This window comes from Streptomyces subrutilus (assembly GCF_008704535.1).
Classification (GTDB): Bacteria; Actinomycetota; Actinomycetes; order Streptomycetales; family Streptomycetaceae; genus Streptomyces; species Streptomyces subrutilus.
Window position 1 is genome coordinate 6,539,091 of the sequence record NZ_CP023701.1, and the last position, 26,361, is coordinate 6,565,451.

23 protein-coding genes are annotated in these 26,361 nt (G+C 75.1%); 13 read left to right on the forward strand and 10 right to left on the reverse strand.

Annotated features, from left to right (window positions below; genetic code table 11):
* Positions 1 to 25 precede the first annotated feature (25 nt).
* Together CP968_RS29070 and CP968_RS29075 are read left to right on the forward strand one after the other, a co-directional pair.
* Positions 26 to 1,843 (forward strand): ABC transporter ATP-binding protein, encoded by a 1,818-nt coding sequence (locus CP968_RS29070; RefSeq protein ID WP_150520816.1) that lies wholly within the window; start codon positions 26 to 28, stop codon positions 1,841 to 1,843.
* Entirely contained in the window at positions 1,840 to 3,627 is a 1,788-nt protein-coding gene (locus CP968_RS29075; protein ID WP_150520817.1) for an ATP-binding cassette domain-containing protein, read from the forward strand. The genes CP968_RS29070 and CP968_RS29075 overlap by 4 nt, the downstream gene beginning before the upstream one ends.
* Before the next feature lie 55 nt (positions 3,628 to 3,682).
* Here the strand turns inward: CP968_RS29075 and CP968_RS29080 are convergent, their stop codons facing one another.
* Complete coding sequence (locus tag CP968_RS29080; RefSeq protein WP_150520818.1) at positions 3,683 to 4,291, reverse strand: response regulator transcription factor; 609 nt, start codon at positions 4,289 to 4,291, stop codon at positions 3,683 to 3,685.
* 556 nt (positions 4,292 to 4,847) lie between these two features.
* Here CP968_RS29080 and CP968_RS29085 point away from each other — a divergent pair.
* Positions 4,848 to 6,335, forward strand: a complete 1,488-nt coding sequence (locus CP968_RS29085) for an FUSC family protein (protein WP_150520819.1) — start codon at positions 4,848 to 4,850, stop codon at positions 6,333 to 6,335.
* A 56-nt stretch (positions 6,336 to 6,391) separates the two neighbouring features.
* Here the strand turns inward: CP968_RS29085 and CP968_RS29090 are convergent, their stop codons facing one another.
* On the reverse strand, positions 6,392 to 8,692 hold the full coding sequence (locus CP968_RS29090; protein ID WP_150520820.1) for a HelD family protein: 2,301 nt from the start codon (positions 8,690 to 8,692) through the stop codon (positions 6,392 to 6,394).
* 154 nt (positions 8,693 to 8,846) lie between these two features.
* Here CP968_RS29090 and CP968_RS29095 point away from each other — a divergent pair, with 154 nt between their 5' ends.
* The 3 genes from CP968_RS29095 to CP968_RS29105 all read left to right on the forward strand — a co-directional run bounded on the left by CP968_RS29095 (position 8,847) and on the right by CP968_RS29105 (position 11,940).
* Positions 8,847 to 9,425, forward strand: coding sequence for a GNAT family N-acetyltransferase (locus tag CP968_RS29095; protein WP_150520821.1), 579 nt, complete (start codon positions 8,847 to 8,849; stop codon positions 9,423 to 9,425).
* 223 nt (positions 9,426 to 9,648) lie between these two features.
* The gene (locus CP968_RS29100; protein WP_150520822.1) at positions 9,649 to 10,785 is read left to right on the forward strand and encodes a nitric oxide synthase oxygenase; all 1,137 of its coding nucleotides are present in this window, start codon (positions 9,649 to 9,651) and stop codon (positions 10,783 to 10,785) included.
* Positions 10,786 to 10,845: 60 nt separating this feature from the next.
* Positions 10,846 to 11,940 carry a lactonase family protein gene (locus tag CP968_RS29105; protein ID WP_373304125.1) on the forward strand — a complete coding sequence of 365 codons (1,095 nt, stop codon included), beginning with the start codon at positions 10,846 to 10,848 and terminating at the stop codon, positions 11,938 to 11,940.
* Between the two features lie 93 nt (positions 11,941 to 12,033).
* Here CP968_RS29105 and CP968_RS29110 read toward each other — a convergent pair whose 3' ends face one another.
* Positions 12,034 to 12,945: a sirohydrochlorin chelatase gene (locus CP968_RS29110; RefSeq protein WP_150520823.1), complete on the reverse strand. Its 912-nt coding sequence runs from the start codon at positions 12,943 to 12,945 to the stop codon at positions 12,034 to 12,036.
* Positions 12,946 to 13,041: 96 nt separating this feature from the next.
* On the reverse strand, positions 13,042 to 13,728 hold the full coding sequence (locus CP968_RS29115; protein ID WP_150520824.1) for a uracil-DNA glycosylase: 687 nt from the start codon (positions 13,726 to 13,728) through the stop codon (positions 13,042 to 13,044).
* Positions 13,729 to 13,881: 153 nt separating this feature from the next.
* Here CP968_RS29115 and CP968_RS29120 point away from each other — a divergent pair, with 153 nt between their 5' ends.
* Positions 13,882 to 14,982, forward strand: a complete 1,101-nt coding sequence (locus CP968_RS29120) for an NADH:flavin oxidoreductase/NADH oxidase (RefSeq protein ID WP_150520825.1) — start codon at positions 13,882 to 13,884, stop codon at positions 14,980 to 14,982.
* A 108-nt stretch (positions 14,983 to 15,090) separates the two neighbouring features.
* Positions 15,091 to 15,453: an ArsR/SmtB family transcription factor gene (locus CP968_RS29125; protein WP_150520826.1), complete on the forward strand. Its 363-nt coding sequence runs from the start codon at positions 15,091 to 15,093 to the stop codon at positions 15,451 to 15,453.
* 352 nt (positions 15,454 to 15,805) lie between these two features.
* Here CP968_RS29125 and CP968_RS29130 read toward each other — a convergent pair whose 3' ends face one another.
* The gene (locus CP968_RS29130; RefSeq protein WP_150520827.1) at positions 15,806 to 16,462 is read right to left on the reverse strand and encodes a DUF305 domain-containing protein; all 657 of its coding nucleotides are present in this window, start codon (positions 16,460 to 16,462) and stop codon (positions 15,806 to 15,808) included.
* 78 nt (positions 16,463 to 16,540) lie between these two features.
* Between CP968_RS29130 and CP968_RS29135 the strand changes: the two genes are divergently transcribed.
* Complete coding sequence (locus tag CP968_RS29135) at positions 16,541 to 18,025, forward strand: LVIVD repeat-containing protein (protein ID WP_150520828.1); 1,485 nt, start codon at positions 16,541 to 16,543, stop codon at positions 18,023 to 18,025.
* An 11-nt stretch (positions 18,026 to 18,036) separates the two neighbouring features.
* Here CP968_RS29135 and CP968_RS29140 read toward each other — a convergent pair whose 3' ends face one another.
* The 4 genes from CP968_RS29140 to CP968_RS29155 all read right to left on the reverse strand — a co-directional run bounded on the left by CP968_RS29140 (position 18,037) and on the right by CP968_RS29155 (position 21,152).
* Positions 18,037 to 18,690 (reverse strand): TetR/AcrR family transcriptional regulator, encoded by a 654-nt coding sequence (locus CP968_RS29140; protein WP_150520829.1) that lies wholly within the window; start codon positions 18,688 to 18,690, stop codon positions 18,037 to 18,039.
* A gap of 40 nt (positions 18,691 to 18,730) precedes the next feature.
* The gene (locus CP968_RS29145; RefSeq protein WP_150520830.1) at positions 18,731 to 19,411 is read right to left on the reverse strand and encodes a phosphatase PAP2 family protein; all 681 of its coding nucleotides are present in this window, start codon (positions 19,409 to 19,411) and stop codon (positions 18,731 to 18,733) included.
* Positions 19,412 to 19,466: 55 nt separating this feature from the next.
* Positions 19,467 to 20,405, reverse strand: coding sequence for a M56 family metallopeptidase (locus CP968_RS29150; RefSeq protein WP_150520831.1), 939 nt, complete (start codon positions 20,403 to 20,405; stop codon positions 19,467 to 19,469).
* 126 nt (positions 20,406 to 20,531) lie between these two features.
* Positions 20,532 to 21,152 (reverse strand): DUF5134 domain-containing protein, encoded by a 621-nt coding sequence (locus CP968_RS29155; RefSeq protein WP_150520832.1) that lies wholly within the window; start codon positions 21,150 to 21,152, stop codon positions 20,532 to 20,534.
* 146 nt (positions 21,153 to 21,298) lie between these two features.
* On the opposite strand from CP968_RS29155, the gene CP968_RS29160 reads away from it, so the two are divergent.
* Entirely contained in the window at positions 21,299 to 21,838 is a 540-nt protein-coding gene (locus CP968_RS29160) for a GNAT family N-acetyltransferase (protein ID WP_150520833.1), read from the forward strand.
* Between the two features lie 52 nt (positions 21,839 to 21,890).
* Here CP968_RS29160 and CP968_RS29165 read toward each other — a convergent pair whose 3' ends face one another.
* A complete protein-coding gene (locus CP968_RS29165; RefSeq protein ID WP_150520834.1) occupies positions 21,891 to 22,571 on the reverse strand; it encodes a PadR family transcriptional regulator in 681 nt (226 codons plus the stop codon).
* 49 nt (positions 22,572 to 22,620) lie between these two features.
* Between CP968_RS29165 and CP968_RS29170 the strand changes: the two genes are divergently transcribed.
* The 3 genes from CP968_RS29170 to CP968_RS29180 all read left to right on the forward strand — a co-directional run bounded on the left by CP968_RS29170 (position 22,621) and on the right by CP968_RS29180 (position 26,354).
* On the forward strand, positions 22,621 to 23,757 hold the full coding sequence (locus CP968_RS29170; RefSeq protein WP_150520835.1) for an LLM class flavin-dependent oxidoreductase: 1,137 nt from the start codon (positions 22,621 to 22,623) through the stop codon (positions 23,755 to 23,757).
* A gap of 71 nt (positions 23,758 to 23,828) precedes the next feature.
* The gene (locus tag CP968_RS29175; RefSeq protein WP_229886845.1) at positions 23,829 to 24,866 is read left to right on the forward strand and encodes an alpha/beta hydrolase; all 1,038 of its coding nucleotides are present in this window, start codon (positions 23,829 to 23,831) and stop codon (positions 24,864 to 24,866) included.
* A gap of 81 nt (positions 24,867 to 24,947) precedes the next feature.
* The gene (locus CP968_RS29180; RefSeq protein ID WP_150520836.1) at positions 24,948 to 26,354 is read left to right on the forward strand and encodes a DUF6421 family protein; all 1,407 of its coding nucleotides are present in this window, start codon (positions 24,948 to 24,950) and stop codon (positions 26,352 to 26,354) included.
* Positions 26,355 to 26,361 lie beyond the last annotated feature (7 nt).

Sequence of the window (26,361 nt, forward strand, 5' to 3'; positions counted from 1 at the left end):
CACCACACCCCTGGAGCCGCCGCCGATGACCCCGCCCGATCCCGCCGGCGAGGCGTCGGCCGCCCGTGGCGCCGACCGGGCGCTGAAGGCGGCCGCGCGGCACAGCGCCGGCCGCACCACCGCCGTGTTCGGCTGCTCGGTCGCCGCCTCCTGCGCGGCCCTCGCCGAACCCGCCGTCCTCGGCCACACCCTCGACCTGCTGCTCCGCCGTGACCCCGCCGGCGGCCCCTGGACCCTGTGGTGCGCGCTGGTGATCACCGCCGAAGTCCTCCTGGACGCCGCCACCGTCCGCCTCGGCGGCGGCGTCGACGCCCGCTCCACCGCCTGGCTGCGCCGGTTCGCGCTCGGCCGGCTGCTGCGCACCGCGCCGCACCACGCCGCCCGCCACGCACCCGGCGAGGTCTCCGCCCGGCTCACCGCCCACGCCACCGAGGCCGGGATCGTCCCGGCGGCCGTCGCGACGGGCGCCGCCTCCCTGCTCCCGCCGCTCGGCGGCCTCGTCGCCCTGTTCCTGATCGACGTGTGGACCGCCCTCGCCTTCCTCGCCGGACTGCCGCTGCTGGCCCTGCTGCTGCGCGCGTTCGCCCGCGACTCCGGTGCCAGCGTCGGCCGCTACCAGCAGGTGCAGCTCGCCATGGCCGGCCGACTGGTCGAGGCCCTCGCCGGCGCCCGCACCATCGCCGCCGCCGGGACCGCGGCGCGCGAGCGGGACCGCATCCTCGCCCCGCTGCCCGAACTGGGCCGCGAGGGACGGCAGATGTGGCGGATCTACGGCGCGACCACCGCCCGCACCGCCGCCCTGATGCCGCTGCTCCTCTACGTCGTCATCGGCGTCGGCGGCATCCGCCTGTCGGCCGGAGCCCTGACCGTCGGCGGCCTGCTCGCCGCCCTGCGCTACGCGGGCCTCGCCGCCGGGGTCGGCGCCGTGACCGGCAAACTGGCCACCGTCGTCCGCGGCCGGACCGCGGCCCGCCGCACGGCCGCCCTCTTCGATCTGCCCGAACTCGTCCAGGGTGAAGCCGAGTTGCCGCCCGGCGGCCCCGGCACGCTGGAACTGCGCGGGGTGCGCGTGGTGCGCGGCGGATCGGTCGTGCTGCACGACGTCGACCTGCTCGTCCCCGGCGGCGCCACCGCCGCCCTCGTCGGCCGTTCCGGCTCCGGCAAATCGGTGCTCGCCGCGGTCGCCGGCCGCCTCACCGCCTGCGACGGGGGCCTGGTCCTGCTCGACGGCGTACCGCTGGACGCACTGTCGCCCGCGGCGCTGCGCCGCGAGGTCGGCCACGCCTTCGACCGGCCCGCCCTCTTCGGGGACAGCGTCGGCGCCGCCATCGCCTTCGGAGCCGGCCCCGAACCGCAGCCCGCGGCCGTCCGCGCGGCGGCCCGGCAGGCCGCGGCCGACCCGTTCGTACGGCGCCTGCCCGACGGGTACGACACCCCCGTCGCCGACGCGCCCCTGTCCGGCGGAGAGCGGCAGCGCCTCGGCCTGGCCCGCGCGTTCTGCCACGCGGGACGGCTGCTGGTGCTGGACGACGCCACCTCCGCCCTGGACACCCTCACCGCGGGCGAGGTCGAGCGGGCCCTCGCCCACGAGGTGCGGCCCGGCACCCGTCTCGTCGTCGCCCACCGCCTCTCCGCCGCCGCCCGCGCCGACCTCGTCGTATGGCTCGACGCCGGCCGCGTCCGGGCCACCGGCACGCACGCCGCGCTGTGGCACGACCCCGACTACCGGGCGGTGTTCGCCGCCGCGGGCACCCCCGCCGCCGCGCCCGGCCGCGCCTCGGCCCCGCCCGCGCCCCCGGCCGACCCGGCGGGTGAGCCGGCCGGCGTGGAGGCGGTCCGGTGAGCGAGTACGGCACCTGGCGGCGGGTGGGCCGCGAAGGCCGCCGCTTCCTGCGCGCACACCTCGCCGTGCTGGGCCGGCTCGCCCTCTGGTCCCTGCTGGAGTCCGCGCACACCTTCCTCGGCGGCTACGCGGTGGCCCGCGCCCTCGACGACGGCTTCCTGGCCGGTCGCACCGGGACCGGCCTGGGCTGGCTCGCCGCGGCCGGCGCCGGCGCCCTGCTCGGCGCCCTCGCCCTGCGCGGCGTGTTCGGCGGCCTCGCCGACCTGGTCGAGCCGCTGCGCGACGGCCTGGTCCGGCGCGCCGTGCGGCAGGCCCTGGACCGCGCGGTCGCCGACCCGCCGCGCGCCGCGGGCTCCGGCGCCGTCTCCCGCCTCACCCAGCAGAGCGAGATGGCCCGGGACTCCTTCGCCGGCCTGGTCCTGACCGCCCGCTCCTTCGTCTTCACCGCCCTGGGAGCGCTGGCCGGGCTGGCCGCGCTGGCTCCGGCGCTGCTGCTGTTCGTGCTGCCCGCGCTCCTGCTGGGCGCGGTCTGCTTCGCGGCCACCCTGCACCCCATGGCCCTCGTGCAGCGCGCGGCCCTCGACACCGACGAGGCGCTGTCCGCGCGCACCGGCGAACTCGCCGCCGGGCTGCGCGACGTGGTGGCCTGCGGGGGCGCGGCCGAGGCCGGGGCCGGGGTGGAACGGCTCGTCGCCGCCCAGCAGCGGCTGACCCGGCGGCTCGCCCGGTGGGCCGCGCTGCGCACGCTGGCCCTCGGGGTGGCCGGCCGGCTGCCGGTCGTCGCCCTGCTGGCGGGCGCGCCCTGGCTGCTCGGCCGCGGGGTGAGCGCGGGGGCCCTGGCCGGCGCGTTCACCTACCTGGTGCAGTCGCTGCTGCCCGCCCTCGACGCCCTGATGACGGCACTGGGCTCGGCGGGCACCCGGCTGCTGGTCGTGCTGGACCGCTTCTGCGACCCGCAACCCGTCCCGGGGGACGCCCGGGCCGCGCGTCCGGCGCCCGGCGGTGCGGCGGCCGTCCCGGCACCTGCGCTCCCGTCCCCCGGCCACGGCGGCCCCGCCCGGCCCGTGCCCGCCGCCGAACTGCGGCGGCTGCGCTTCGCGTACGGGCCGCACGCGCAGCCGGTGATCGACGGCCTCGACCTCGTGCTCCGCGACGGGGAGCACCTCGCCGTGGTGGGGCCGAGCGGGATCGGCAAGTCCACGCTCACCGCCCTGCTCGCCGGACTGCTGGCGCCCGGCGCCGGTTCGGTGCTGCTGGCCGGTGCCCCGGCCGCGGCCGCCCCCGACCGGAGCCCCGACCCGCGCCGCACCCTGCTCCCGCAGGAGGCGTACGTCTTCACCGGCACCGTCCGGGAGAACCTGGCCCACCTGTGCCCCGGACCGGTCCCCGACGCGCGCGCGGCCCGCGCCCTGGCCGCCCTCGGCGCGGACCGGCTCGTGGACCGGCTCGGGGGGCTGGACGCGACCGTCGACCCCGGCCGGCTGTCCCCGGGCGAGCGGCAACTGCTCGCGCTGACCGCCGCCTACCTCTCTCCGGCACCGCTGCTGCTGCTGGACGAGGCCACCTGCCACCTCGACGCGCGCACCGAGGAACGCGCCGAGCGGGCCCTCGCCGCCCGCCCCGGCACCCTGGTCGTGGTCGCCCACCGGATCTCCTCGGCCGCACGGGCCGACCGGGTCCTCGTCCTCGACGGGACCCGCGCGGTGTGCGGCACGCATGCGGAACTCCCGGCCAGGTCGCCCCTGTACCGGGATCTCGTGGGGATGTGGAACGCGGACCGCTGAGGGCGGCCGTCACGCGGCCGGCCCCGGTGCAGGGCCGGCGCGGGCGCGGGCCGGCTCAGACCCAGCCGGCCCGCCGGGATATGCGGATGGCGTCTATCCGGTTGCGGGCCCCGGTCTTCCGGGTGACGGCCGCCATGTAGTTGCGGACGGTGCCGCTGGCCAGGTGGAGGGCCCGGGCTATCTCCGCCACCGAGTCGCCCTCCGCCGCCCGGGCCAGCACGCTCAGTTCGCGCGGGCTCAGCGGTACGGGATCGGCCTCCATGAACGCCGAGGCCAGCGAGGCATCGATGAAGCGCTCGCCCGCCGCGACCTTGCGTACGGCCCGGACCAGGCGGCGCGGCGAACCGTTCTTGTCCACGTAGCCGAGCGCCTCGGCCTGGAACGCCCGGCGCAGCGAGCCCGGCGCCCCCGAGGCGGCGAGCACGAGCAGCGGGGTGGAGGGGTCGAAGACGACCCGTGCGGCCCGGCCGCCGTCCGCGAGGGCGGCCGCGGCCCCCGGACAGTCCAGGTCGACCACGGCCACGTCCGGCCGTAAGAACTCCGCCCGGCGCGGCGTGGTCCGCCAGCCGGTGGTGGTGACCTCGAAGTTGCCCTCGGATCTGAGAAGGGCGGCCAGCGCCGACCTCACGAGACTGACGCTGTGCAGGACCAGGACCTTCGTCATGGGGGTGCTCTCCTCGGGTGGCGATCGATCGGCACCATGCGGGTGCCCCGCTACCGGGGCACCGGAACTTCCCTTGCGGGGGCGTGCGGGGGCGCATGGCCGAACTACGCACGCCGTCCCCGCACCTGGAGGCGCCGTAGCCCCGCGTCGACCTCCGGCGAAGCACCGGACCGGCGGCAAACCCCCTCCCACCCCACCATGGGGAGGGGCTGATTCCGGGCGGATGGGCGGGCCGGAGCGCGACTCCGGGCCCGCCCGTGCGCCCCCGGCTCCGCACCAGCGGCCCGGACGGGTCCGTTGGCCCTCCCCGGCCGCCCACCCCCCGGTTCCACTGGGCCAATGGCCCACCCACAGCGGCCGGAGTTGAGCCAAAGGGCCCCCGGATGGTTATCTGTGGCCTATCCATGTACTGACGGCGCCGCGCGGTGCCGGGCGGCAACGAGGCCGGTCCGGAGCGCGGCGCCTTCGCCGTGCCCGTACGCCGCCCACCACCCCCGGGCGGATACCGGCCCGGCGCGCACCATCGCGAGGGGGGCGGCACACCGCCGTGAAGAGGATGTTCGTGGCTCCTGATCCGGGGCGCCTGAGACTGAGGAACTCGTCCCGCGCCGTCGTGGGCATCGCCCTCGCCGTCGCGGCCGCCGAATGCGCCGGGCTCTCCCTGACCGCCTCCATCACCGGGGGACTGGCGGCCCTGCTCGCCCTGTTCACCGTCCTCGACCCGACCGTGCGCGACCAGCGGATCACCACCGCCCTGCTGCCGGCCGCCGGCTTCCCGGTCCTGGCCCTGGCGACCACCTTGCACGGGGTGCCGCTCGCCCGGGACCTCTCCTTCCTCGCCGTCGTGTTCGCCGGGGTCTACGCCCGCCGTTGGGGCCCGCGCGGCCACGCCCTCGGGGTCTTCGGCTTCATGATGTTCTTCACCACCCAGTTCCTGCACGCCGTCCCCGGCCAGCTGCCCGAGCTGTACGCCGCCGTCGGCCTCGCCCTGCTCGCCTGCGCCGCCGTCCGCTTCGTGCTCTGGCCCGTCGAGCGCCGCACCCCGCCCGCCGCCGCACCGCCCGGGCTGCCGGGCGCGGGCCTGTCCCGGCCCACCACCCGCCAGGCCTTCCAGGCCACCCTCGCCTGCGGCTTCGCCCTCGCCCTCGGCCAGGCGCTCTCCGAGGACCGCTGGTACTGGGCCGTCGGCACCGCCTGGTGGATCTTCGTGAACACCGCCTCCCGGGGCGAGACGCTGGTCCGCGGCTTCCGCCGGGTCCTCGGCACCGTTTTCGGCATCGCCGCCGGGCTGCTGGTCGCCGTACCGCTGCACGGGGCGCCGGCGCCCACCGCGGCCCTCGTCGCCGTGTGCGTCTTCGGGATCTTCTACACCGCGGCCCCCTCGTACTCCTGGATGACGTTCTTCGTCACCGTCATGGCCGGACTGCTCTACGGCCTCCTCGGCGTCCTGCACCCCGGCCTGCTGCTCCTGCGCTTCCAGGAGACCGCCGTCGGCGCCGTCGGCGCCGCCCTCGCCGTGGTCCTCGTCCTGCCCGTCACCACCCACGCCACCAACCACGCCTGGATCCAGCGCGCACTGCGCTGCGTGCACGCCGCCACCGGCGAGGCGGCCGCCCGGCTGGCCGGCTCCGCCACCGCCGACCCCGCACCGCACGCGGCCGAACTGGAACTGCTGCTCGCCCGGGTGCGGCTGGCCCTCGCGCCCCTGGTGCACCCGCTCAGCCCGTTCCGGGCCCGCAAGGCTCGGGCCCGTCAGGTCGTCGCGCTGCTCGACGCGTGCGCGCGCGAGGTGCGCGGCCTGGCCGCGGTGGCCGCCGACCCGGCGGCCTCCCACGACGCCCGGCTGGCCGCCGCCTGCTGGCGCGTCGAAGCCGCGGTCGAGGCGCTCACCGCCGGGGAACGCGCGCTGGAGCGGCCGACGGCCGACCGGCCCGCCGCCACCGAACCGGCGGCCCTGCTGCACCTGCACGGCCTGGAGCGGGCCCTCGCCGAGCTCGCCGCGCCCCTGCGCAGCGACCCGCGCAGCCCGCTGGTCCGCGCCTGAGCAGCCCGCCCCGCACACCCCCGCACGGGCCGTCGGCGGCCCGTGCGGGGCGGTCGTCAGCGCCGGACCAGCACCCCGGTCGGGGCCCCGGCCAGCGCCGCCGGCAGCGCGCCGGGGGAGTGCAGCACCCCCAGGGCCTGGGTGGCCCGGGTCAGCGCCACGTAGAGGTCGCTCGGCGCGAACGCGCCGGGCTCCACCACGAGCACCGTGTCGAACTCCAGCCCCTTCGCCTGCCGCGGATCGAGCAGCACCACCTCGCGCGTCAGGTCCGGCCCGGCGCCCTCGCCCGCCCCGGGCAGTACGGCGGCCAGCGCGGCGTGCAGGGGGCGCGGCGCGATCACCGCGAGCCGCCCCTCGGCCGGACGCTCCCGCTCCACCGCCCGCGCGACCGCGCCCGCCAGGTCCCCGCTCTCCCCGACCCACGGCCGCACGCCCGTGGACCGCACCGAGCGCGGCGGTTCGTACGCGGGGTCGCGGCGCCGCGGCACCTCGGCCGCCACCTCCATCACCTCGGCCGGCGTCCGGTAGTTGACCCCCAGCCGGACCAGCTCCCACCGGTCGCCCACGTACGGGTCGAGGACCCGCTCCCAGGACCCGCTGCCGGCCTCCTCCGCCGTCTGCGCCAGATCGCCGACCAGCGTCATCGACCGGGTCGGGCAGCGCCGCATCAGCAGCCGCCACTGCATCGGCGACAGCTCCTGCGCCTCGTCCACGATGACGTGGCCGAACGCCCAGGTGCGGTCGGCGGCGGCCCGCTCCGCGGCGCTGCGGTGGTCGGCCTCCTCGTACCGCTCGGCCATCCGCTCGGCGTCGATGATGTCGTGGGCCGCGAGGTATTCGTTCTCCTCGTCCTCGAACTCGTACGACTCCGAGCCCTGCGAGAGGTCCAGCACCCCCTGCGCGTACGCGATGCGCCGCGACCGCTCCCGCTCCTCGGCGGCGCGCCGGGCCGCGTCGTCCTCCCCGAGCAGCTCGGCCGCCTCGTCCAGGAGCGCCACGTCGGCCGGGGTCCACTTCCCGCGGTCCGCCGCCGCCCGCCGGATCAGCGCGGCGTCCGAGTCGTCCAGGTGGGTGGGCCCGGCCAGGAAGTCGGCCACCAGCCCCTCGGGGGTGAGCGGGGGCCACAGGGCGTCGATCGCGGCGTGTACGGCGGGGCTCGTCGCGATCTCCTTGCCGAGCTGCGCGACGTCGTCCGGACCCAGCAGGTTCGGGCCGCCGTACGGGTCCGCGCCCAGCCGGTCCGCCAGCTGGCCGGTGAGGGCGTCGACGATCCGGAACGCGAACGCGGGCCGCGCCAGGTTGTGCGGCAGCCCGGTGGCCCGGGCCCGGTCCCGGGCCCCGTACGCCATCGTGCGGTCCAGCAGCAGCGTCCCGTAGTCGTCGTGGTCGATCTCCAGCGCGGGCTCCGGGACGGTGTCGTACTCCTCGCCGCTGGCCGCCGGCAGGGTCTCCGGGAGCCGCTGCCGGTCCGCCACCACCCGCGCCAGGACCTCCGCCATCGCGGCCCGGCCCTTGACGGCGGCGGCGCCGGGCCGGTCCGCCGAGGTCGCGTGTACGCCGGGGAAGAGCTCGCCCGGGGTGGCGAGCAGCACGCCGGTCTCGCCGAGCGCCGGCAGCACCTCGCCGATGTAGCCCAGGAAGGCCGGGCCCGGTCCCACGATCAGGACCCCGCGCCGGGCGAGCAGCTCCCGGTGGGCGTACAGCAGGTACGCGGCCCGGTGCAGGGCGACGGCGGTCTTGCCGGTGCCGGGACCGCCCTCGACGACCAGCACGCCGCGGTGCGGGGAGCGGATCACCCGGTCCTGTTCGGCCTGGATGGTGCGCACGATGTCGTGCATGCGCCCGGTGCGGGCCGCGTCGAGCGCGGCGAGCAGCACGGCGTCCGCGTCGGCGCCCTCGTGCCCGGTCCGCTCCGCGTCCGCCAGGTCGAGGATCTCGTCGTGCAGGGCGGTGACCGTACGGCCCCGGCTGGCGATGTGGCGGCGCCGGCGCAGCCCCATCGGCGTGTGGCAGGTCGCCAGGTAGAAGGGGCGGGCGGTCTCGGCGCGCCAGTCGAGGACGAGCGGGGTGCGTTCGGTGTCGTCGGCGCGGATTCCGATCCGTCCGATGTGGTGGTCGCGGCCGTCGGAGAACCCCAGCCGGCCGAAGCAGAGGCCGTTCTCGCCGGCATTCAGAGCGGAGAGCAGCCCCGACTGTTCGGCGACCAGGACGTCCCGCTCCAGCCGGGCCTGGAATCCGCTCCCGACCTCGCGCAATGACCCCCGAACCGCCCGTTCGGCCTGGTCACGCAGTTGGTCGAGACGCAGATACAGATCCGTGACGAATTTCTGCTCTTTCCGGAATTCCTCGGTTGACAATTGCACTCCCGGCGCGATACAGTGACCTCGTAATGTTGGCACCTCTTCATTCGAGCGAAGTGGTGAACCAATCAATATACGCCCTTTCCGCTCCCCCGTCCGTCCATTGGCCCAGCCAATTCGACCGGGGGATTTTTTGCGTACCGTGGATCTCATGACCACCGCACCCGGCTCCGCCGACGGCATCGTCTACCGCCCGGCCCGCCCCGAGGACGCCGGCGCCATCGAGGCCCTGGACAGCTCCTTCACCACCGCCACCGTCTTCGAGGTGACCGTCCACGCCACGGGCTTCACCGTGCGCGAGGTCCCGGTGGACCCGCCCCTGCGCAAGGTGTTCCCGCCCGAGGAGCACGACGAGCAGGCGCTCGGCGGCGGCGCCCCGGACTCGGACGGCGACGCGCGCACGTACGTGGCCCTCGACGGCGGCCGGGTCTGCGGCTTCGCCGCCGTCGGCTACACCCCCTGGAACCGCCGGCTGACCGTCGAGGACATCGAGGTCGCGCCCGGCCACCGCGGGCGCGGCATCGGCCGCGCGCTGATGGAGCACGCCGCCGACTTCGCCCGCGAGCGCGGCGCCCGGCACCTGTGGCTGGAGGTCAGCACGGTCAACGCCCCGGCCGTGCACGCCTACCGGCGGATGGGGTTCACCCTCTGCGGGCTCGACACCACGCTGTACGACGCCACCCCGGCCGCGGGGGAGCGCGCGCTGTACATGAGCCGGCCCTGCGGCTGACGCGGCCCGGAATCTGCCGTTCCGTCACCTCTCCGCCGGAGGCGGATGATACGCGGGCCGAGCGCCCGTGGCAGCCGGTTCCCGGAAGATCACTCGGAAGTGTGTTCGGGGCCCGGTCGGCCCGTGGTGCTGACCTGCGGCAGGTAGAACGGGTGGGTGTTCATTGCACATGCATCCGGCACGTACAGGGTCGATCCGGCCGGACAGGGGGTAACCGCCCGCAATGGAAATACGTCAACAGCGCTCCACCGCCGCCCAGGTGCGGGAGGCGGCCGAGGAGTTCATCCGGCTCTTCCACCGGGAGAATCCGGAGGCGGGTGATCCGCGCCCCCGGCTCGCCGCCGTGCGCGAGGAGCTCGCGACGAGCGGTACCTACCGCCACACTCCGGAGGAACTGGTCCACGGAGCGCGCGTGGCCTGGCGCAACAGCAACCGCTGCATCGGCAGGCTCTACTGGAACTCGCTGCGCGTGCGCGACCGCCGGGAGCTCTTCGCGGCGGACGAGGTGGCCGAGGAGTGCTTCGCGCACCTGAGGGAGGCGACCAACGGCGGCCGCGTGCGGCCCACGATCACCGTCTTCGCCCCCGACACCCCCGACCGCCCGGGTCCGTTGATCTGGAGCGAGCAGCTGGTCCGGTACGCCGGTTACGGCGACCACCACTCCGTCACCGTCGGCGACGCCCGCAACGCCCCTCTCACCGAGGCCCTGTTGCGGCTCGGCTGGGCCGGCGGGCCCGGCACCCCCTTCGACCTCCTCCCGCTCGTGGTGCAGGGCGCCGACGACAAGCCCCGCTGGTTCGACACCCCCGCGGACGCCGTCCTGGAGGTCCCCATCCTGCATCCCGAGGACGCCGGCTGGGCGGACTGGGGGCTGCGCTGGCACGCCGTACCCGCCATCTCCAACATGTGTCTGGAGATCGGCGGCATCCACTACCCGGCCGCCCCGTTCAACGGCTGGTACATGGGGACCGAGATCGGCGCCCGCAACCTCGCCGACACCGACCGCTACAACCTCCTGCCCGCCGTCGCCCGCCGCCTGGGCCTCGACACCTCCACCGACCGCACGCTCTGGAAGGACCGCGCGCTGGTCGAGCTCAACCGCGCGGTGCTGGACTCCTTCGACCGCGCCGGCGTGACCATCGCCGACCACCACACCGAGTCCCGGCGCTTCCTGACGCACCTGGAACGGGAGGAGCACAAGGGCCGCGCGGTGGGCGCGGACTGGGCCTGGATCGTGCCGCCGATCTCCGGCTCGGCCACCCCCGTCTTCCACCGCACCTACGACGACCGGCAGAGCGCCACCGCGTACGTCCACCATTCCGGCGCCCGGGAGCGGGCCGAGGGACGGGATTTGGTCTAGACCTTCTGTTACCGTCGGCTCGGAACGGATCGGGACGGCGGAGGGACACCCGTGGACGGTGTGGGCGACGTGAACGGCGCGGACGGCGCGGAGGGCGCGGGGCGCGCGGACGGGGGCGGCGGACGACTGGTCCACATCGGCTCGTTCACCTCGGGGGGCGGACGCGGGGTCACCACCGCCTCCGTCGACCCGCGGACCGGGGCGCTGACCGTGCTCTCGGCCACCGCCGCGGTCGCGGACCCCTCGTACCTCGCGGTCGCCCCCGACACCGGCGTGGTCTACGCGGTGAGCGAGACCGAGGAGGGCGCGGTGGCCGCCTTCCGACCCACCGGCGGAGGCCTGACCGCCCTGGGGCCGGCCGTGGCCGTCGGCGGCGCCGGCCCCACCCACCTCAGCGTGGCCGCGGGGCGGCTGTTCACCGCCAACTACACCTCCGGCGGCGTCAGCAGCCTGCCGCTGGCCGCGGACGGCACGCCGCTCGGGCCCCCCGCCGTCCACGCGCACCGCGGCTCCGGGCCCGACCCCGAGCGCCAGGAGCGCCCGCACGCCCACCAGGTGCTGCCCGACCCCACCGGCCGCTGGATCCTCAGCGTCGACCTCGGTACCGATTCGGTCCGGGTGTGCCTCGCCGACCCGGAGACCGGCGCCCTGCGACCGCACGCCGAGACCGCGCTGCGCGCGGGCACCGGACCGCGCCACCTGGCCTTCCACCCCGACGGCTCGGTCCTCTACGTGCTGCACGAGCTGGAGCCGCAGCTGACCGTATGCCGCTGGGACGCCGGCTCCGGACGGCTGGAGCCGGTCGCGGAGGTCCCGGTGGCCGCCGCCGCGGCCCCGGGGGGCGCACGGGTCTACCCGTCGGCGGTCGTCGTCTCCCCGGACGGGCGGTTCGTGTGGGCGGCCCTGCGCGGCGCCGACGCCATCGCCACCCTCGCGCTCGCGGCGGGGGCCGAGGAGCCGCGGCTCACGGGCACGGTGGACTGCGGGGGGAGCTGGCCGCGGGACCTCGCGGCAGACCCCTCGGGGCGCCGGCTGTACGCGGCGAACGAGCACTCCGGGGACGTCACCTGGTTCGACGTGGACCCGCTCACGGGACTGCCGCGCCGGGCCGGATCGGTGGCCGTGCCCGCCGCCACCTGCGTGGTCTTCGGCTGACCCCGGCCCGACCGCCACCCGGCGCACGCGCCCGGCACGCCGAAGGGCCCCTCACCCGGACGACCGGGTAGGGGCCCTTCCGTTCGGGGCACGTCAGTGCGCGGCGCCCTGCGCGATCCCCAGGGCGGCGGAGTACTGCGCGACGGCCAGCTTGCCCAGCGCCGAGTAGGCGCCCAGCACCTCGGCCGTGGCGCAGTCGGCCTCCTTGCAGGCGGTGTCGAGCAGGCCCTCGGCGGCCTCCGGCCCGATCAGGTACGGCGCGAGCGCGAGCTGGGTCGAGCCCTCGCGGCGCAGCTGCTCGGCGACCGCGGCCACGGAGCCCTCCTGGTCGAGCGCGGCGGCCATGACCGGGACGGCCAGGCGGGCGGCGAGCAGCATGCCGGTGATCCCGGCGGCCTGGACGGCCTCCTCGCCGCCGGTGGTCGCCAGGACGATGCCGTCGGCGGCCGTGGTCACGGTGAAGAGCCGGGCGCGGTCGGCGCGGGCAAGGCCGGCCTCGGAGAGCCGGACGTGCAGCCCCTCGGCCAGCAGCGGGTGCGGGCCGAGCACGTCGGCCAGCTCGGCGGCGGCCGAGGACTCCATCAGGGCCTGGCGGACCCGGCGCAGCAGACCGCCGTCGGGGCCGGCCAGCAGGGGGACGACCACGGCGTCCGGGCCGGTCGCCGCGGGTACCTCATGGCCGGCGGAGCGCGCGAACTCCGCGCGCGCGGCGCGGTCGGCAGCGACGGCGGTCAGCACGCCGGACAGGGACGGGAAGCCGGACGCCTCGTCACCCTCCAGGAAGCCGATCCGGGCGTCGAGGCCCGGCAGCTCGGAGCGGCCGATGCTGATGATCTCTTCCGCCAGTCCTCGTGAGGCGGCCGAGGGGACACCGGGCACGGCGAGCACCAGCGCGGGCGCGCCCTCGGGCGCCGCCGCGGGCTCGGGCCGGCGGTGCCGTCCGGTCTGGCGGGGTCGCGGCATTCGTACGGGCAGGCCATTTGCGGGCCCAGTGGGGGAGCTCATGGCGCCGCATGCTACTGGCTTATCGGAACGGGGTGTTCGGGCAGGGCCTTCTCGGGCGGCATCTGTCCGTATTTATACGGTGAATGTCAGATACGATCAACTGACGGACGGCAAGCGCCAGTCCACAGGCTGTGAACCCTGGCCCACGAGCAGGTCGTTCGTCCGGCTGAACGGACGGGACCCGAAGAAGCCGTAGTCGGCCGACTTGGGGGACGGGTGGGAGGACTCCACGACCGGCAGCTCGCCGAGCAGCGGCCGCAGGTTGCGCGCCGCCCGCCCCCACAGGATGGAGACCAGCGGCTTGCCGCGTGCGGCGAGCGCCCGGATGGCCTGGTCGGTGACGGCCTCCCAGCCCTTGCCCTGATGGGCGTTGGAGCGGCGGGGCGCGGTCGTCAGCGAGCGGTTGAGCAGCAGGACGCCCTGCCGGGTCCACGGGGTGAGGTCGCCGTTGGCGGGCCGTCCGGTGCCCAGGTCCCGGTGCAGCTCCAGGAAGATGTTGTCGAGGCTGGGCGGCACCGGCCGCACCTCGGGCGCCACCGAGAAGGACAGGCCCACGGCGTGCCCCGGCGTGGGGTAGGGGTCCTGGCCGACGATGAGGACCCTGACCTCGTCGAAGGGCTGTTGGAAGGCGCGCAGCACATGGGCCCCGGCCGGGAGGTAGGTTCTCCCCGCCGCAACCTCGGCGCGCAGGAAGTCGCCCATGGCGGCGATCTGCCCCGCCACCGGCTCCAGAGCCCGGGCCCAGCCCGGCTCGACGATCTCGTTCAACGGTCGTGCTGCCACGGTGGATCACTCTACTGGCCCAGCGCCGCCGCCGGGCGCGGAGCTCGACACGTTTGTACGAGAGGTCTCGTAGTACGAGAGAATTCGTAGTACGGTGTATCTCGTACTTAGTCGCCGGTCCCCGGTGCCCCCGGTCACCCCTGGAGAGCCCTCATGAGCGCTGCCCCCGCCCCCTTCGCCGCCCTCTTCGCGCCGTACGCCCTGCGCTCGGTCACCGTCCCGAACCGGGTGTGGATGGCCGCGATGTGCCAGTACAGCGCCGAGCCCTCCGGTCCGAACGCGGGCGTGGCCGGGGAATGGCACTTCGCGCACTACGCCGCACGGGCCGTCGGAGGCGCCGGCCTGATCGTCCAGGAGGCCACCGCGGTCTCCCCGGAGGGCCGCATCTCCCCGTACGACCTCGGGATCTGGAACGACACCCAGGTCGAGGCGCTGCGCCGGATCACCGCCTTCCTCAAGAGCCAGGGCACGGTGCCGGGCATCCAGATCGCCCACGCGGGGCGCAAGGCGAGCACCGACCGGACCTGGAAGGGCGGCGCGCCCCTCGGCGCCGACGCCCACGGCTGGCAGCCGGTCGCCCCGAGCGCCGTCCCGTTCGCCGAGGGCCACCCGGTGCCGCACGAGCTGACGGTCGACGAGATCCACGAGATCACCGGCCAGTTCGCGGCCGCGGCCGAGCGGGCGCTCGCCGCCGGGTACGAGGTCGTCGAGATCCACGGCGCCCACGGCTACCTCCTCGGCGAGTTCCTCTCCCCGCACAGCAACCGGCGCACCGACGCCTACGGCGGCTCCTTCGAGAACCGCACCCGCCTCGCGCTCGAAGTCGTCGACGCCGTACGGGCGGTGTGGCCCGCCGAGCTCCCGCTCCTCTTCCGCATCTCCGCCACCGACTGGCTGGAAGAGGACGGCTGGACCGCCGACGAGACGGTCCGGCTGGCCGGCCTCCTCCAGGACCACGGAGTCGACCTGCTCGACGTCTCCACCGGCGGCCTCGCCCCCGGGGTGTCGATCCCGGTCGGCCCGGGCTACCAGGTGCCCTTCGCGGCCCGGGTGAAGACCGAGACCACCCTCGCCGTGGCGGCCGTCGGCCTGATCACCGAGCCCGAGCAGGCCGAGAAGATCCTGGCCAACGGCGAGGCCGACGCGGTGCTGCTGGGCCGCGAACTGCTGCGCGACCCCTACTGGGCCCGCCGCGCCGCAGCCGAACTCGGCGCCGAGCCGCGCACCCCGGCCCCCTACCACCGCTCCTGGTGAACCAGGCCGCGGCACGGACGCCCTCCCCGCCCGTGCCGCGCCCCGCGAGGCCCGCGGCGCTTCTCGTACGATGACCCCCGGACAAACCGAACGAGCGGGAGCAGGGACATGACGGAACGTGACGCGGCCCGCACCCTCGCCCACCCCGAGGTCGGCGCGATCCGCCTGGAGGGCGTGCTGCACGCGCTCTCCGACCCGGTGCGGCTCTCCATCACCCGGGACCTCGCCGTCTCGGCCGCCGAGCTGTCCTGCTCCCACTTCGACCTGCCGGTCACCAAGTCCACGACCACCCACCACTTCCGCGTGCTGCGGGAGAGCGGGGTCGTGCGCCAGACCTACCGCGGGACCACCAAGCTCAACGCCCTGCGCCGGGCCGAGCTCGACGCCCTCTTCCCGGGCCTCCTCGACAGCGTCCTGGCGGCCGCGGCCGCGGAGGAGGCGCGGCTCGGCCGGGACGGGGCCGCACGCTAGGCCGTCTCTTTCGGATCTTGCCGGGCCCGCGACGCCTGGCACCGTGCCTGGCCGCACTGCCGAGGCGACCACGTACGTCCCGTACGCGAGCGCCCCGGCAGCACGCCCGGGCACGGCACCAGACGCCGCGGGCTCGGCCGACAAGATCCGAAAGAGACGACCTCGCGCCGGCAGGCCCGCGGCGCCCGGTGCCGTGCGGGACGAGGCGCTGGCGCGCCCCGTGTACGCGACGCGGCCGGGCCCGGGACCCCGACACCGCGGGCCGGACCGGAACGCTCCGGACGACGGCGATGCGCAGCACGCCGGTCTCCTCCCGCGGATGGTCCCGGCATGGCACCGGGCCGGCGGGACGTCAGCCCATGGCGCGCATCCGGTGGATCTCCGCGCTCTGCGTGGCGACCACCTCGTTGGCCATCTCCTCCACCGCCGCGTTGTTGCCTCCGGCCAGTGCCTCGCCCGCCATCTTCAGCGCGCCCTCGTGGTGGGCGGTCATCAGCTCCAGGAAGAGCCGGTCGAAGTCGGCCCCCTGCGCGGCCGTCAGCTCCTTCAGCTGCTGCTCCGTCGCCATGCCCGGCATCGTGCCGTGGTCGTGGCCGCCGGAGCCGGCCGCGGGCGGCGCGGGGTGGCGGGCCGCCCAGCCCTCCATCGCGCCGATCTCGGGCTGCTGGGCGGCGCTGATCCGGCCGGCCAGCCGTTTGACCCCGTCCGCCGCGGCCCGGTCCGGGGCCAGCGCGCTCATGGTCAGCGCCTGCCGGTGGTGCTCGATCATGTTCCGCACGTAGGCGTGGTCGGCCGCGTTCGGGCTGTCGTCGGGCTTCTCCTTCGCGGCCTGCTCCGGGGTGAGCCTGCGTGCCTCCTCGCCCGGCCGGCCGGGGGCGACGACCACCGCGCTGCCGTCCGCCGGCCGCTGCGCCCCGTCGTCCCCCAGGCACGCGGTGAGCGTCAGCAGGAGGCCGGCGGTCACCAGGGCCCCGGAGAATCGGCCGAGTAAACCTTTCGCCATGTCCATGGAAAGGAAGATACTGCCGGGGTCCGGGTTCCGTGCCCACTCCGCGCGGAACCGAACGGACTCCCATGGGAGGGAACCGTGACCTCGTTGCACATCCGCAGAGTGCGGAAGAGGAGCCTGGGGGCCGCCGCGCTGGCGGCCGGGCTGCTCGCCACGTTCCTGGCGGCCGGCCCGGCCGTCGCGACACCGGACCCGGGCGAATTGACCCCGGGCGGCTCCGGCCGGGCCGGCCTGTCCTCCGGCGAGGGCCGGGAATCGGCCCCCGGCGAGATCCCGGGCCAGGACGAGATCGTGCACAGCGCCAACATCAAGCCGCTGGCCAACATCCCCAGTGCCGACCCCGGCGTGATCAACACCGACCTGGCCTTCCAGGGCAAGTACGCCTACGCGGGCAACTACAACGGCTTCACGATCTACGACATCGGCAACCCGAAGGCGCCCAAGACCGTCACCCAGGTGCTCTGCCCCGGCGGGCAGAACGACATCTCGGTCTACGGCGACCTGCTCTTCCTCTCCACCGACTCCTCGCGCAGCGACGACTCCTGCAACAGCGTCTCGCAGCCCGCGACGGAGAAGTCCTCGTGGGAGGGCATCAAGATCTTCGACATCAAGGACAAGAAGAACCCCAAGTACATCAAGTCCGTCGAGACCGCCTGCGGTTCCCACACCCACACCCTGGTGCCGGGCAGCCGCGACCTCTACCTCTACGTCGCCTCCTACTCCCCGAACGAGGCCTTCCCCGACTGCAAGCCGCCGCACGACGGCATCTCCGTGGTGAAGGTCCCGAAGAAGTCGCCCACGAAGGCCGCGGTCGTCGCCTTCCCGGTCCTCTTCCCGGACGGCGGCAACCCGGGCGGTCCGGTCAACCCGGGCGTCACCAAGACCACCGGCTGCCACGACATCACCGTGCTGCCCTCGAAGAACCTGGCCGCCGGAGCCTGCATGGGCGACGGCATCCTCTTCGACATCAGCAAACCGGAACAGCCGCGGGTCATCGACCGCGTGCAGGACAACGTCAACTTCTCGTTCTGGCACTCGGCGACCTTCAACGAGCGCGCGAACAAGGTGGTGTTCACCGACGAGCTCGGCGGTGGCGGCGGCGCCACCTGCAACGAGGCCACCGGTCCGAACCGGGGCGCCGACGGCATCTACGACATCACGGGCCGCGGCGACCAGCGCAAGCTGGTCTTCAAGAGCTACTTCAAGATCCCGCGCCTCCAGGCCGACACCGAGAACTGCGTCGCCCACAACGGCTCGCTGATCCCGGTCGGCGGGGGCCGCGACATCATGGTCCAGGCCTGGTACCAGGGCGGCATCTCGGTCTGGGACTTCACCGACTCCACCCGTCCCAAGGAGATCGGCTACTTCGAACGCGGCCCGCTCACCACGGACGCGCTCGGCCTCGGCGGCTCCTGGTCTGCGTACTACTACAACGGGCACATCTACTCGAACGACATCGCCAAGGGCTTCGACGTGCTGCGGCTCGACGACTGGCGGACCGTGAGCGCCCGGTGGGTGCAGCTGGACCGGCTCAACGTCCAGACACAGCCCGAGTACCACTGACACCCCTGAGGCTAGAGGTGTGCCGGAAACGGTGAAGGAAACGTTCCGCCGGGCGGTCCTCCGTCCGGCGGGACGCCCAGCTCCCAGTCCAGCCCGTACCGCTGGAACAGCTCGGCCCGCAGTCGCGACGCCGGCATCGGCGCCCCCGGCAGCAGCACCGCCACCACCGCGCCCATCAGCAGCGCCCGCAGCAGCGGATAGTCCGTGTCCACGTCGGCCGAGCCGTACCGCTCCACCGTGTCCCGCAGCAGCTCGGCCAGCCGCTGCTGCTCCGGGCACTGGATGAAGCCCTCCGCCTGGAGGATGCCCGCCATGTGCGTGCGCATCAGCCGCGGGTGGTCCCGGGCCAGCCCGAGCACGGCGTCGATCGCCCGGGCCATCCGCTCGCGGCCCCCGGCGGGCCCGTCGGCGGGGCGCGGCTCGCGCTCCAGCCCGGCTTCCAGGGTCAGGTGCATCAGCCGGTGCACGGCCGACTGGAGCAGCTGCCGTTTCCCCGGGAAGTAGTACGAGACCAGCCCGCGGGCGGCGCCCGCCCGGTCGGCGATGTCGCCGAGCTTGGTCGCCTCGAAGCCGCGCTCGGCGACCAGTTCGACCGTCGCCTGCAGCAGCCGCTCCCGGGAACGTCTGCGCAATTCTTCATTGACCGATGCGCTGCGCGGGACCATGCTTACTCCTGCTGCGTTGACTGGCTCTGAGCCAATATACTCAGCGCGCGGGATCGCCTGCTCTGGGTGACACGGGGGATCGCCCAGAGCAGGCACGCCCGCGGCGGCCGGAGACCGAGGCGACGAGGGCCACCAGGGCCACGCCCAGCAGCCACCCCGCGAGCACGTCCGAGGTCCAGTGGACCCCGAGGTACAGCCGCGAGAAGCCCACCCCGAGCACCGACACGACGGCCACCACCCATGCCGTCCACACCGCCCAGTGGGGCGCGGACCGGGGCACCAGCCACAGCAGCATCCCGCACACCACCGTGGCCGTCATGCCGTGGCCCGAGGGATAGGCCGCGTAGTGCGCGGAGTCGACCGGGTCGGTCCACACCGGACGCTCCCGCCCCACCAGCGCCTTCATCCCCTGCTGCACCGCCGATGCCACGAGCGCGGCCACGGCCACGCGCAGCGCCCGCGCCCGGTCCCCCCGCCACCACAGCGTGACGCAGGCGAGGGCGGCCAGCGCCCGCATGGTCCAGGGGTCCCACACCCAGTCGGTCAGCACCCGCATGGTTCCGGTGACCCCGGAATGGGTGACGGCATGGGCGTGCAGGTCCCGGGCGAGCCGTTCGTCGACGGCGAGGAGCGGCCTCCACTCCAGCACCACGAGCACGGTCAGGACGGCCGCGAACAGGGCACACAGGGTGCCGGCCCGGCGCAAGGGGTCATTCCGCATGCGGTCGATCCTCGCACCCGTCGCGGCGGTGCGGCGACGGCCGGCCCCCGACCGGCTACGTCAGGGCGCTCAGTCCGGGTCCGAAAGCCACCAGCAGCGGGACCGCCGGCACCAGCGTCGCCAGTGCCGTCAGCCGCAGCCGGCGCACCGCCGACAGCCGCGGCTTCGCCGACAGCAGCCGCCGCACGCGCTGCGGGACGTGCGCCTGCGCGGCCGCCGGCGGCCCGAACACCCCGCGGTCCTCGTTCAGTCCGACCAGGGCCAGGGCGATGGTCAGCCGGCCGAACCGGCGCGAGGCCACGTCGTCGGCGGCCAGCTCCACCAGCCGGTGCATCTCCGCCTCGAACGCGGCGAAGACCGGCACCTGCGGGAACCCGCCGGACAGCGCCCGCGAGCAGTGCAGCAGCCAGTCGTGCCGGGCCGCCGCGTGCCCCTGCTCGTGCGCCAGTACGGCGTCCAGCTGGCTCCCCTTCAACCGGGCCAGGGCCGCCGTAGTGACCACCAGCTGCGGGGTCGCGCCCGGCAGCCACCAGGCGTCCGGCCGCGGGGCCTCCAGTACGACCAGCCGCCCGCCCGCCGGGTCCTCTCCGGGCAACAGCGGCGCGCGCAGCCGCAGTTCGACGCCCCGGGCCCGCCGCCCGGACCGCGCCCGCAGCACCTCGCGGCCCAGCATGGCCCCGGTCCACAGCGCACCGCCCGCCAGGGCGAGAGCCGTGCCGGTGGCCCAGGGACCGCCGGAGGCGCCCAGGCCGTAGGCGTCGACCACCCCGTGCGGAGCGGAGGCGAAGAGCCGGCCGCGGACCTCGTGCCAGGCGGCCGCCGCGCTCAGCAGCATCGACAGTCCGAAGCACAGGAGCACCGCGGCGACCGCGCACTGCCACACCCACAGGGCCACGACGGGTTCGCGCTCGGGCCACCGGGCCCGGGCCAGCAGACGGGGAGCGAGCACCGCGATCAGGGCGCCGAGCAGCAGGAGTGCGGCGGGGACCATCATGCGCGCCAGCCTATGAGCGCGGGCGGACCCGCGGGTACGGCCCGGCGGCTTTGGTGACGCAGGACACGTCCGGGAGAGGTGTGCCGCGGGCGCCCGGGCCCGCGGCGCACCTCGGCCGGAGCGTCCTCACAGGGCGAGCAGCATCGCCAACGTCCCGATCGCCATGGCCAGTCGGCAGGCCCGGGTCAGCTCGGCCGACCGCAGCGGGGTCCCGGCGTGGAGCGCGGGGTCCGGCGGCCCCGTCGCGAGGCCCGCCGCCGTGCCCCCCGGCCCGCCCGCGGCCACGGCGGCGCCCCCGCCGGACACCACCAGCCGGGCCCCGGCGAGCAGGACGTACCCGGCGAAGTAGAGCAGGAGCGCCCCGGTCAGAACCGGCGGCCCCGCGCCGTGCCCGGCCCCGTGCCCGCCGCCGTGTCCGGCCGCCGGGCCGCCGCCCGTCATGGTCAGCGCCATGTAGGCCATGGCCAGCGAACCCACCAGGTGGTGCGCGTGGTGCGCGCCCTCCCGCAGCAGCCACAGGGCGTGCAGCGCGGTCCCGCAGAAGACGGCCAGCAGCACCGGCGGCCCCCAGGGGCCGGTGCCCGGGGGCACGGCCATCAGCGCCATGCCCAGCCCCATGACCGCCTCACCGGCCGCCGCCCCGCGCGCGGCCCGGCCCGCTCTGCCCGCCCGGACCAGGCAGTACGCGCCGCTCGCCGCGCACAGCAGTACGAGCAGCCAGGAGGAGACGGAGGCGGGAAGGGACATGGCGGGACCGTGCACGGCGGAACCTCCCGGTTCGTCGGCGTCACGGGAAGAGATGCCCTCCCCGGACGGCCCGCACGCCGCCCCGGGATAGGCTCTCGGTGCCGTACCGGGCATGTCATATGCCACCGCGCAGAACGGAGCCGCCGATGTCGACCGCCAACCCCGCAGCCCTGAGTTTCCGCAGCGCCCGAGAGGCGGACGTGGACGAGCTGGTGGCACTGGTCGAGTCGGCCTACCGCGGCGACGCCAGCCGGGACGGATGGACCACGGAGGCCGACTACCTGGAGGGGCAGCGCACCGACCCGGACGGGATCCGCCAGATCATCGCCGCCCCCGCAGCCACCCTGGTGGTCGTCGAGCGCGCGGGCGCGATCGTCGCCTGCTGCCACCTCGAACACCGGGGCGACCACGTCTACTTCGGGATGTTCGCGGTCCGCCCCGGACTCCAGGGCGCGGGGCTCGGCAAGGAGATCCTGGCCGAGGCCGAGCGCCGGGCGCGCGAGACGTGGGCCGCCCGCGAGATGCGGATGACGGTGGTGAGCGTACGGGAGGAGCTCATCGCCTACTACGTGCGCCGCGGCTACCGGCGCACCGGCGAGCTGAGCCCGTTCCCGTACGGCGACGAGCGCTTCGGTGTCCCGCTCCGCGACGACCTGGCCTTCGAACTGCTGGTCAAGTCCCTCTGACCCGACCCGAGCTGTACCGGACGGCGGGCCGGGGCCGGGGGCGGCCGGTGGCCTACGGGCGGCGGGCGCCGGGTCGGCCGGCCGGCGGCGCCTCCCCGACGGCCCCGCGGGCCGGGGCGGCGGCCTCCGGCGCACCGGGCGCATCGACCCCGGGAAGCCCGGCCAGGTCGTCCAGGTCGGCCAGGAGGGCCCGGGCGAGGTCCAGTTCCGCCAGGTGCTGCCGCTCGCTCCAGCGCAGCGCGAGGGCGGGGAAGCCCCACTCCGGCACCTCCGCGGCGTGCTCCATCGCCTCCCGCACGGCCGCCAGCTCGGCCAAGGTGCGCTCGACGTGCTCGCCGACCAGCGCGCGCAGCCGTTCGGGCTCGGACAGGTGCCCCATCCAGACCCGCAGCAGCAGTCCGTGCTTGAGCACCGGGGGACCGGCCTCGGCGGTGTCGCCGGCCCAGCCGGCCAGCGCCTCGCGCCCGGCGGCGGTGATCGCGTAGCGCCGCTTGGCCCGCGCCTCCTCCGGTCCCGAGCGCGCGGAGGTGGCGTACCCGAGCTCTTCCAGGCGGCGCAGCTCGGCGTAGATCTGGCTGATGGCCGGGGACCAGTAGAAGAAGCGCAGTGAGGAGTCCGCCCACTTCTTCAGCTCGTAGCCGGTGCGCTCCCCGGGGAAGGAGAGCAGGCCCAGGACCGCCCACGCGGTGGGCGGCAGGTCTTGCTTCTTCGACTGCTTATGACTACTAGTCATATTGCGAAATGAAGTAGAACCGGGCACGGGACCCTCTCCTGGAGGCACAGTGAAATTCTCCGTGATCTTCGAAGCTCAGCTTGCCGACCCGACGGCCGAACGGGAGCACCAGGTCATCCGCGACTGCGTCGAGCAGGCCGTGCTCGCCGAGGCCGTGGGCTTCGACCGGGTTTGGGCCGTGGAGCACCACTCGCTGAAGTGGTACGCCCACATGAGTGCCCCCGAGATCTTCCTGACCTGGGTCGCGGCCAGGACGAACACCATACGCATCGGCCACGGCGTGGTGTGCATGCCCTTCAACTTCAACCATCCCGTCCGGGTGGCGGAGCGGGCCGCCATGCTCGACCTGCTCTCCGGCGGCCGCCTCGACCTGGGGGCCGGGCGCGGGGGCACCGCGCAGGAGACCTCGCTGTGCGGGGTGGACCGGGAGCGCACCACGGCCGAGGTCGAGGAGGCGCTGCGGATCATCGGGAAGGCCTGGCAGGAGGAGGAGCTGGAGTACCACGGCGAGCTGATCGACATCGACCCGCACCCGATCCTGCCGCGGCCGGCGCAGCGCCCGCACCCGCCGCTGTTCCTCGCGTGCAGCCGGGACGAGACGCTGGTGCAGGCCGCCGAGCTGGGGATCGGGGCGCTGGTGATGGGCTTCGCGGGACCGGAGTCGATCGCCCGGCTGCGGTCCGTCTACGACGCCGCGCGGGCGGCGCGCGACGGCGCGCGCTTCGTCTCGACCGCGGTCAACGACCACTTCTCCGTGCTCTGCCCGACCATCGTGCTCGACGACCGGGAGGAGGCGCGGCGGATCGGCATCCGCGGGCAGCGGTTCTTCGCGCAGTCCATCGGCCACTGGTACGGCGGCGCGGGCATCCCGGACGAGGCGGTGGTGCCGGGCGCCGACGAGGCCGCGCGGATGCGGGCCGCGGCCGAGCAGGTGGTGGCCCGGCTGCACGAGCAGGACATCCCGGTGCGGCCCACGTCGACGGCCACCTTCAACGCCGACCACGCGTACGGGACGGCGGACGACGCCATCGCCTACGTCGAGCGGCTGGCCGCGGCCGGGGCCGACGAGGTGATGTGCCTGATCCAGATGGGCACGGTGGAGCAGGCGGCCTGCCTGGAGACCCTGCGTCAGTGGGGCGAGAAGGTCATCCCCCGCTTCGCCGACCGGCGCGGCGGCGCGGCATGACGGCCGCGGGCGGCCCGTCCGGCGCCGCGGGGCGGTCCGGGGCCCCCGGGCCGGTAGAGCGCCCCGGCCCGGTGGCGGCCCCCCGGCCCGCCGGGGCCCGCAAGCCCGTCGAGGCCCCCGGCGCGGAGCGGCTCGACCCCGGGGTGCGGCCGTACGTGGCCGCGATGGCCGCCGCCTTTCCCGATCTCGGGGGCGCGGTCACCGAAGCCGCCGAGGCGCGGCGGATGCTCGACGCGGCCGCGCCGGTGCGCGCCCATCCGGCCGCCGCGGGCTCCGTCCGGGACCGGTGCGTGCCGGGCCCGCCGGGGGCCCCGCCGGTCCCGGTCCGCGTCTACCGCCCGGACCCGGCGCGGTGGCCCGGCCCCCGGCCGACCGTGGTGTTCTGCCACGGCGGCGGCTGGGTGCTGTGCGGCCTCGACAGCCACGACGCCACCGTCCGCGCGCTCTGCCGGGCCTCCGGGGCCGTCTTCGTCTCCGTCGACTACCGGCGCGCCCCCGAGGCCCGCTTCCCCGCCGCCGTCCTCGACGTCCACGCCGCGCTGTGCTGGGCCGGTGCGCACCTCGGGGAGCTGGGCGGCGACCCCGCCGCGCTGGTGGTGGCGGGGGACAGCTCCGGCGGCAACCTGGCCGCGGCCTCGCTGCTGCTGGCCCGTGAGCGCGGGGGACCGGCCGTGGCGCTCCAGGTCCTGATCTACCCGGTGCTGGACGCGGGCCGGGACAGTGACTCGTACCACTCGAACGCAGAGGGCTGCTTCCTGACCGCCGCCCACATGCGCTGGTTCTGGGAGCAGTACCTCGGTCCGGACGGCGACGGCCGCGACCCCCTCGCCTCGCCCCTGGCCGCCGACCCGGCGGGGCTGCCGCCCGCCCGCGTGCTCGTCGCCGGGTGCGATCCGCTGCGGGACGAAGGACGGGCCCACCACCGCCGGTTGGCGGCCGGTGGGGTCCCTTCGGCCCTGGACGAGTACCCCGGGATGTTCCACGGCTTCCTGGCGCTGGCCGATGTGCTCCCGCAGGCGCGCAGGGCCGTGGAAGAACTGGGCGAAGCCATCGCCTCCACCGTTGAACACCGGAAGAATTCCGGTGGGACTGGGGGTTCTGCGGGATAATTTCCGGAGATACCTCTTGAGTGGGAGAACGTCACGCGCTTACGCTGTGCCGACGTGAGGTTCTCCTGTGGAGGAAGTGACATGACGGAAACTCTTGTGCCGGGTGCCGGCGGCGCCGCGATAACCGCCGTGGCACGTGTGGTCGACCACCCCGCGTGGCCCGAGCTCAAGGCCGCCGTGGAGGAGATCCGCCCCTGGCAGGGCAAGGACGGCTCCATCGACTTCGAGGCCGAGGGCGCCCACGCCCGCTCCACCGTCCTCGCCGCCGTCGAGCGCGCGATCGGCGCCGTCGAGGCACTGTCGCCGCTGCTCCCGCACGCCGCCGACTACCACCGCGCCCTCGTCGCCGACCTGCGCAAGTGGGCCTCGGCGGACTTCGGGGTCCCGGACTTCCTGGACTCCCTGCTGGCCTTCCACCCGGCCGCAGGCCGCGCCGACGGCCTCCAGCACCTCGTCGTCTTCCCCATGTACACCCAGAACGGCAACCCGGACCGCAACCTGGAGGCCGTCGCGCTCAAGATGGTGTGGCCCGAGTGGCTCGCCGAGCTGGAGCGCACCCGGTACGACAACCCGCTCTTCCTCGGCATCACCTTCGAGGACTTCACCCCGGGCTACGACACCAACTCCGCCGTGCTCTTCCCGGAGACCATCGCGGTGCGCGAGGCCCCCGAGCGCTTCACCTGGGGCGGGATCTTCTGCGACCGCGAGGCCGCCCGCTACCGCAAGGTCACCGAGGCCGCCGTGGACATACTGGGCATCGAGCTGCCCGAGGACATCGCCGCGATGGTGCAGGACCAGGAGCGCTGCGAGAAGGCGTTCGTGCTGTGGGACATGGTCCACGACCGCACCCACAGCCACGGCGACCTGCCGTTCGACCCCTTCATGATCAAGCAGCGCCAGCCGTTCTGGATGTACGGCCTGGAGGAGCTGCGCTGCGACCTCACCGCCTTCAAGGAGGCCGTGAAGCTGGAGTCCGAGGGCAACGAACACGGCCGCGACGTCCAGTACGCCGTCCTGTTCGACCGGATGTTCCGCTTCCCCGTCTCCGGCGACCGCAACCGCAACTACGACGGCCTCGGCGGCCAGCTGCTCTTCGCGTACCTCCACAAGCACGACGTGGTGCGCTGGACGGACAACAAGCTGAAGATCGACTGGATGCGCGCCCCGCAGGTCACCAACCAGCTGTGCGCCGAGATCGAGAACCTCTACCGGGCGGGCATCGACCGCCCGAAGCTGGTCCACTGGTTCAAGGCGTACGACCTCGTCGCCGAGTACCTCGCCCCGCACCCCGGCTCCACGTGGGCCAAGGGCCCCGACGCCCTCGACCTCACCCAGCCGCCGCGCAAGCTGGTCGACGACGTGCTGCCGGACGAGTTTCCGCTCAGCATGTTCTACGAGGCCCTCGCCAAGAAGCTCAAGGGCGTCATCGCCTCGACCAAGGGCATCACCGCCCTCAACGCCGACCAGGCCGAGCGGGTCGCCGCGTGAGCGACCG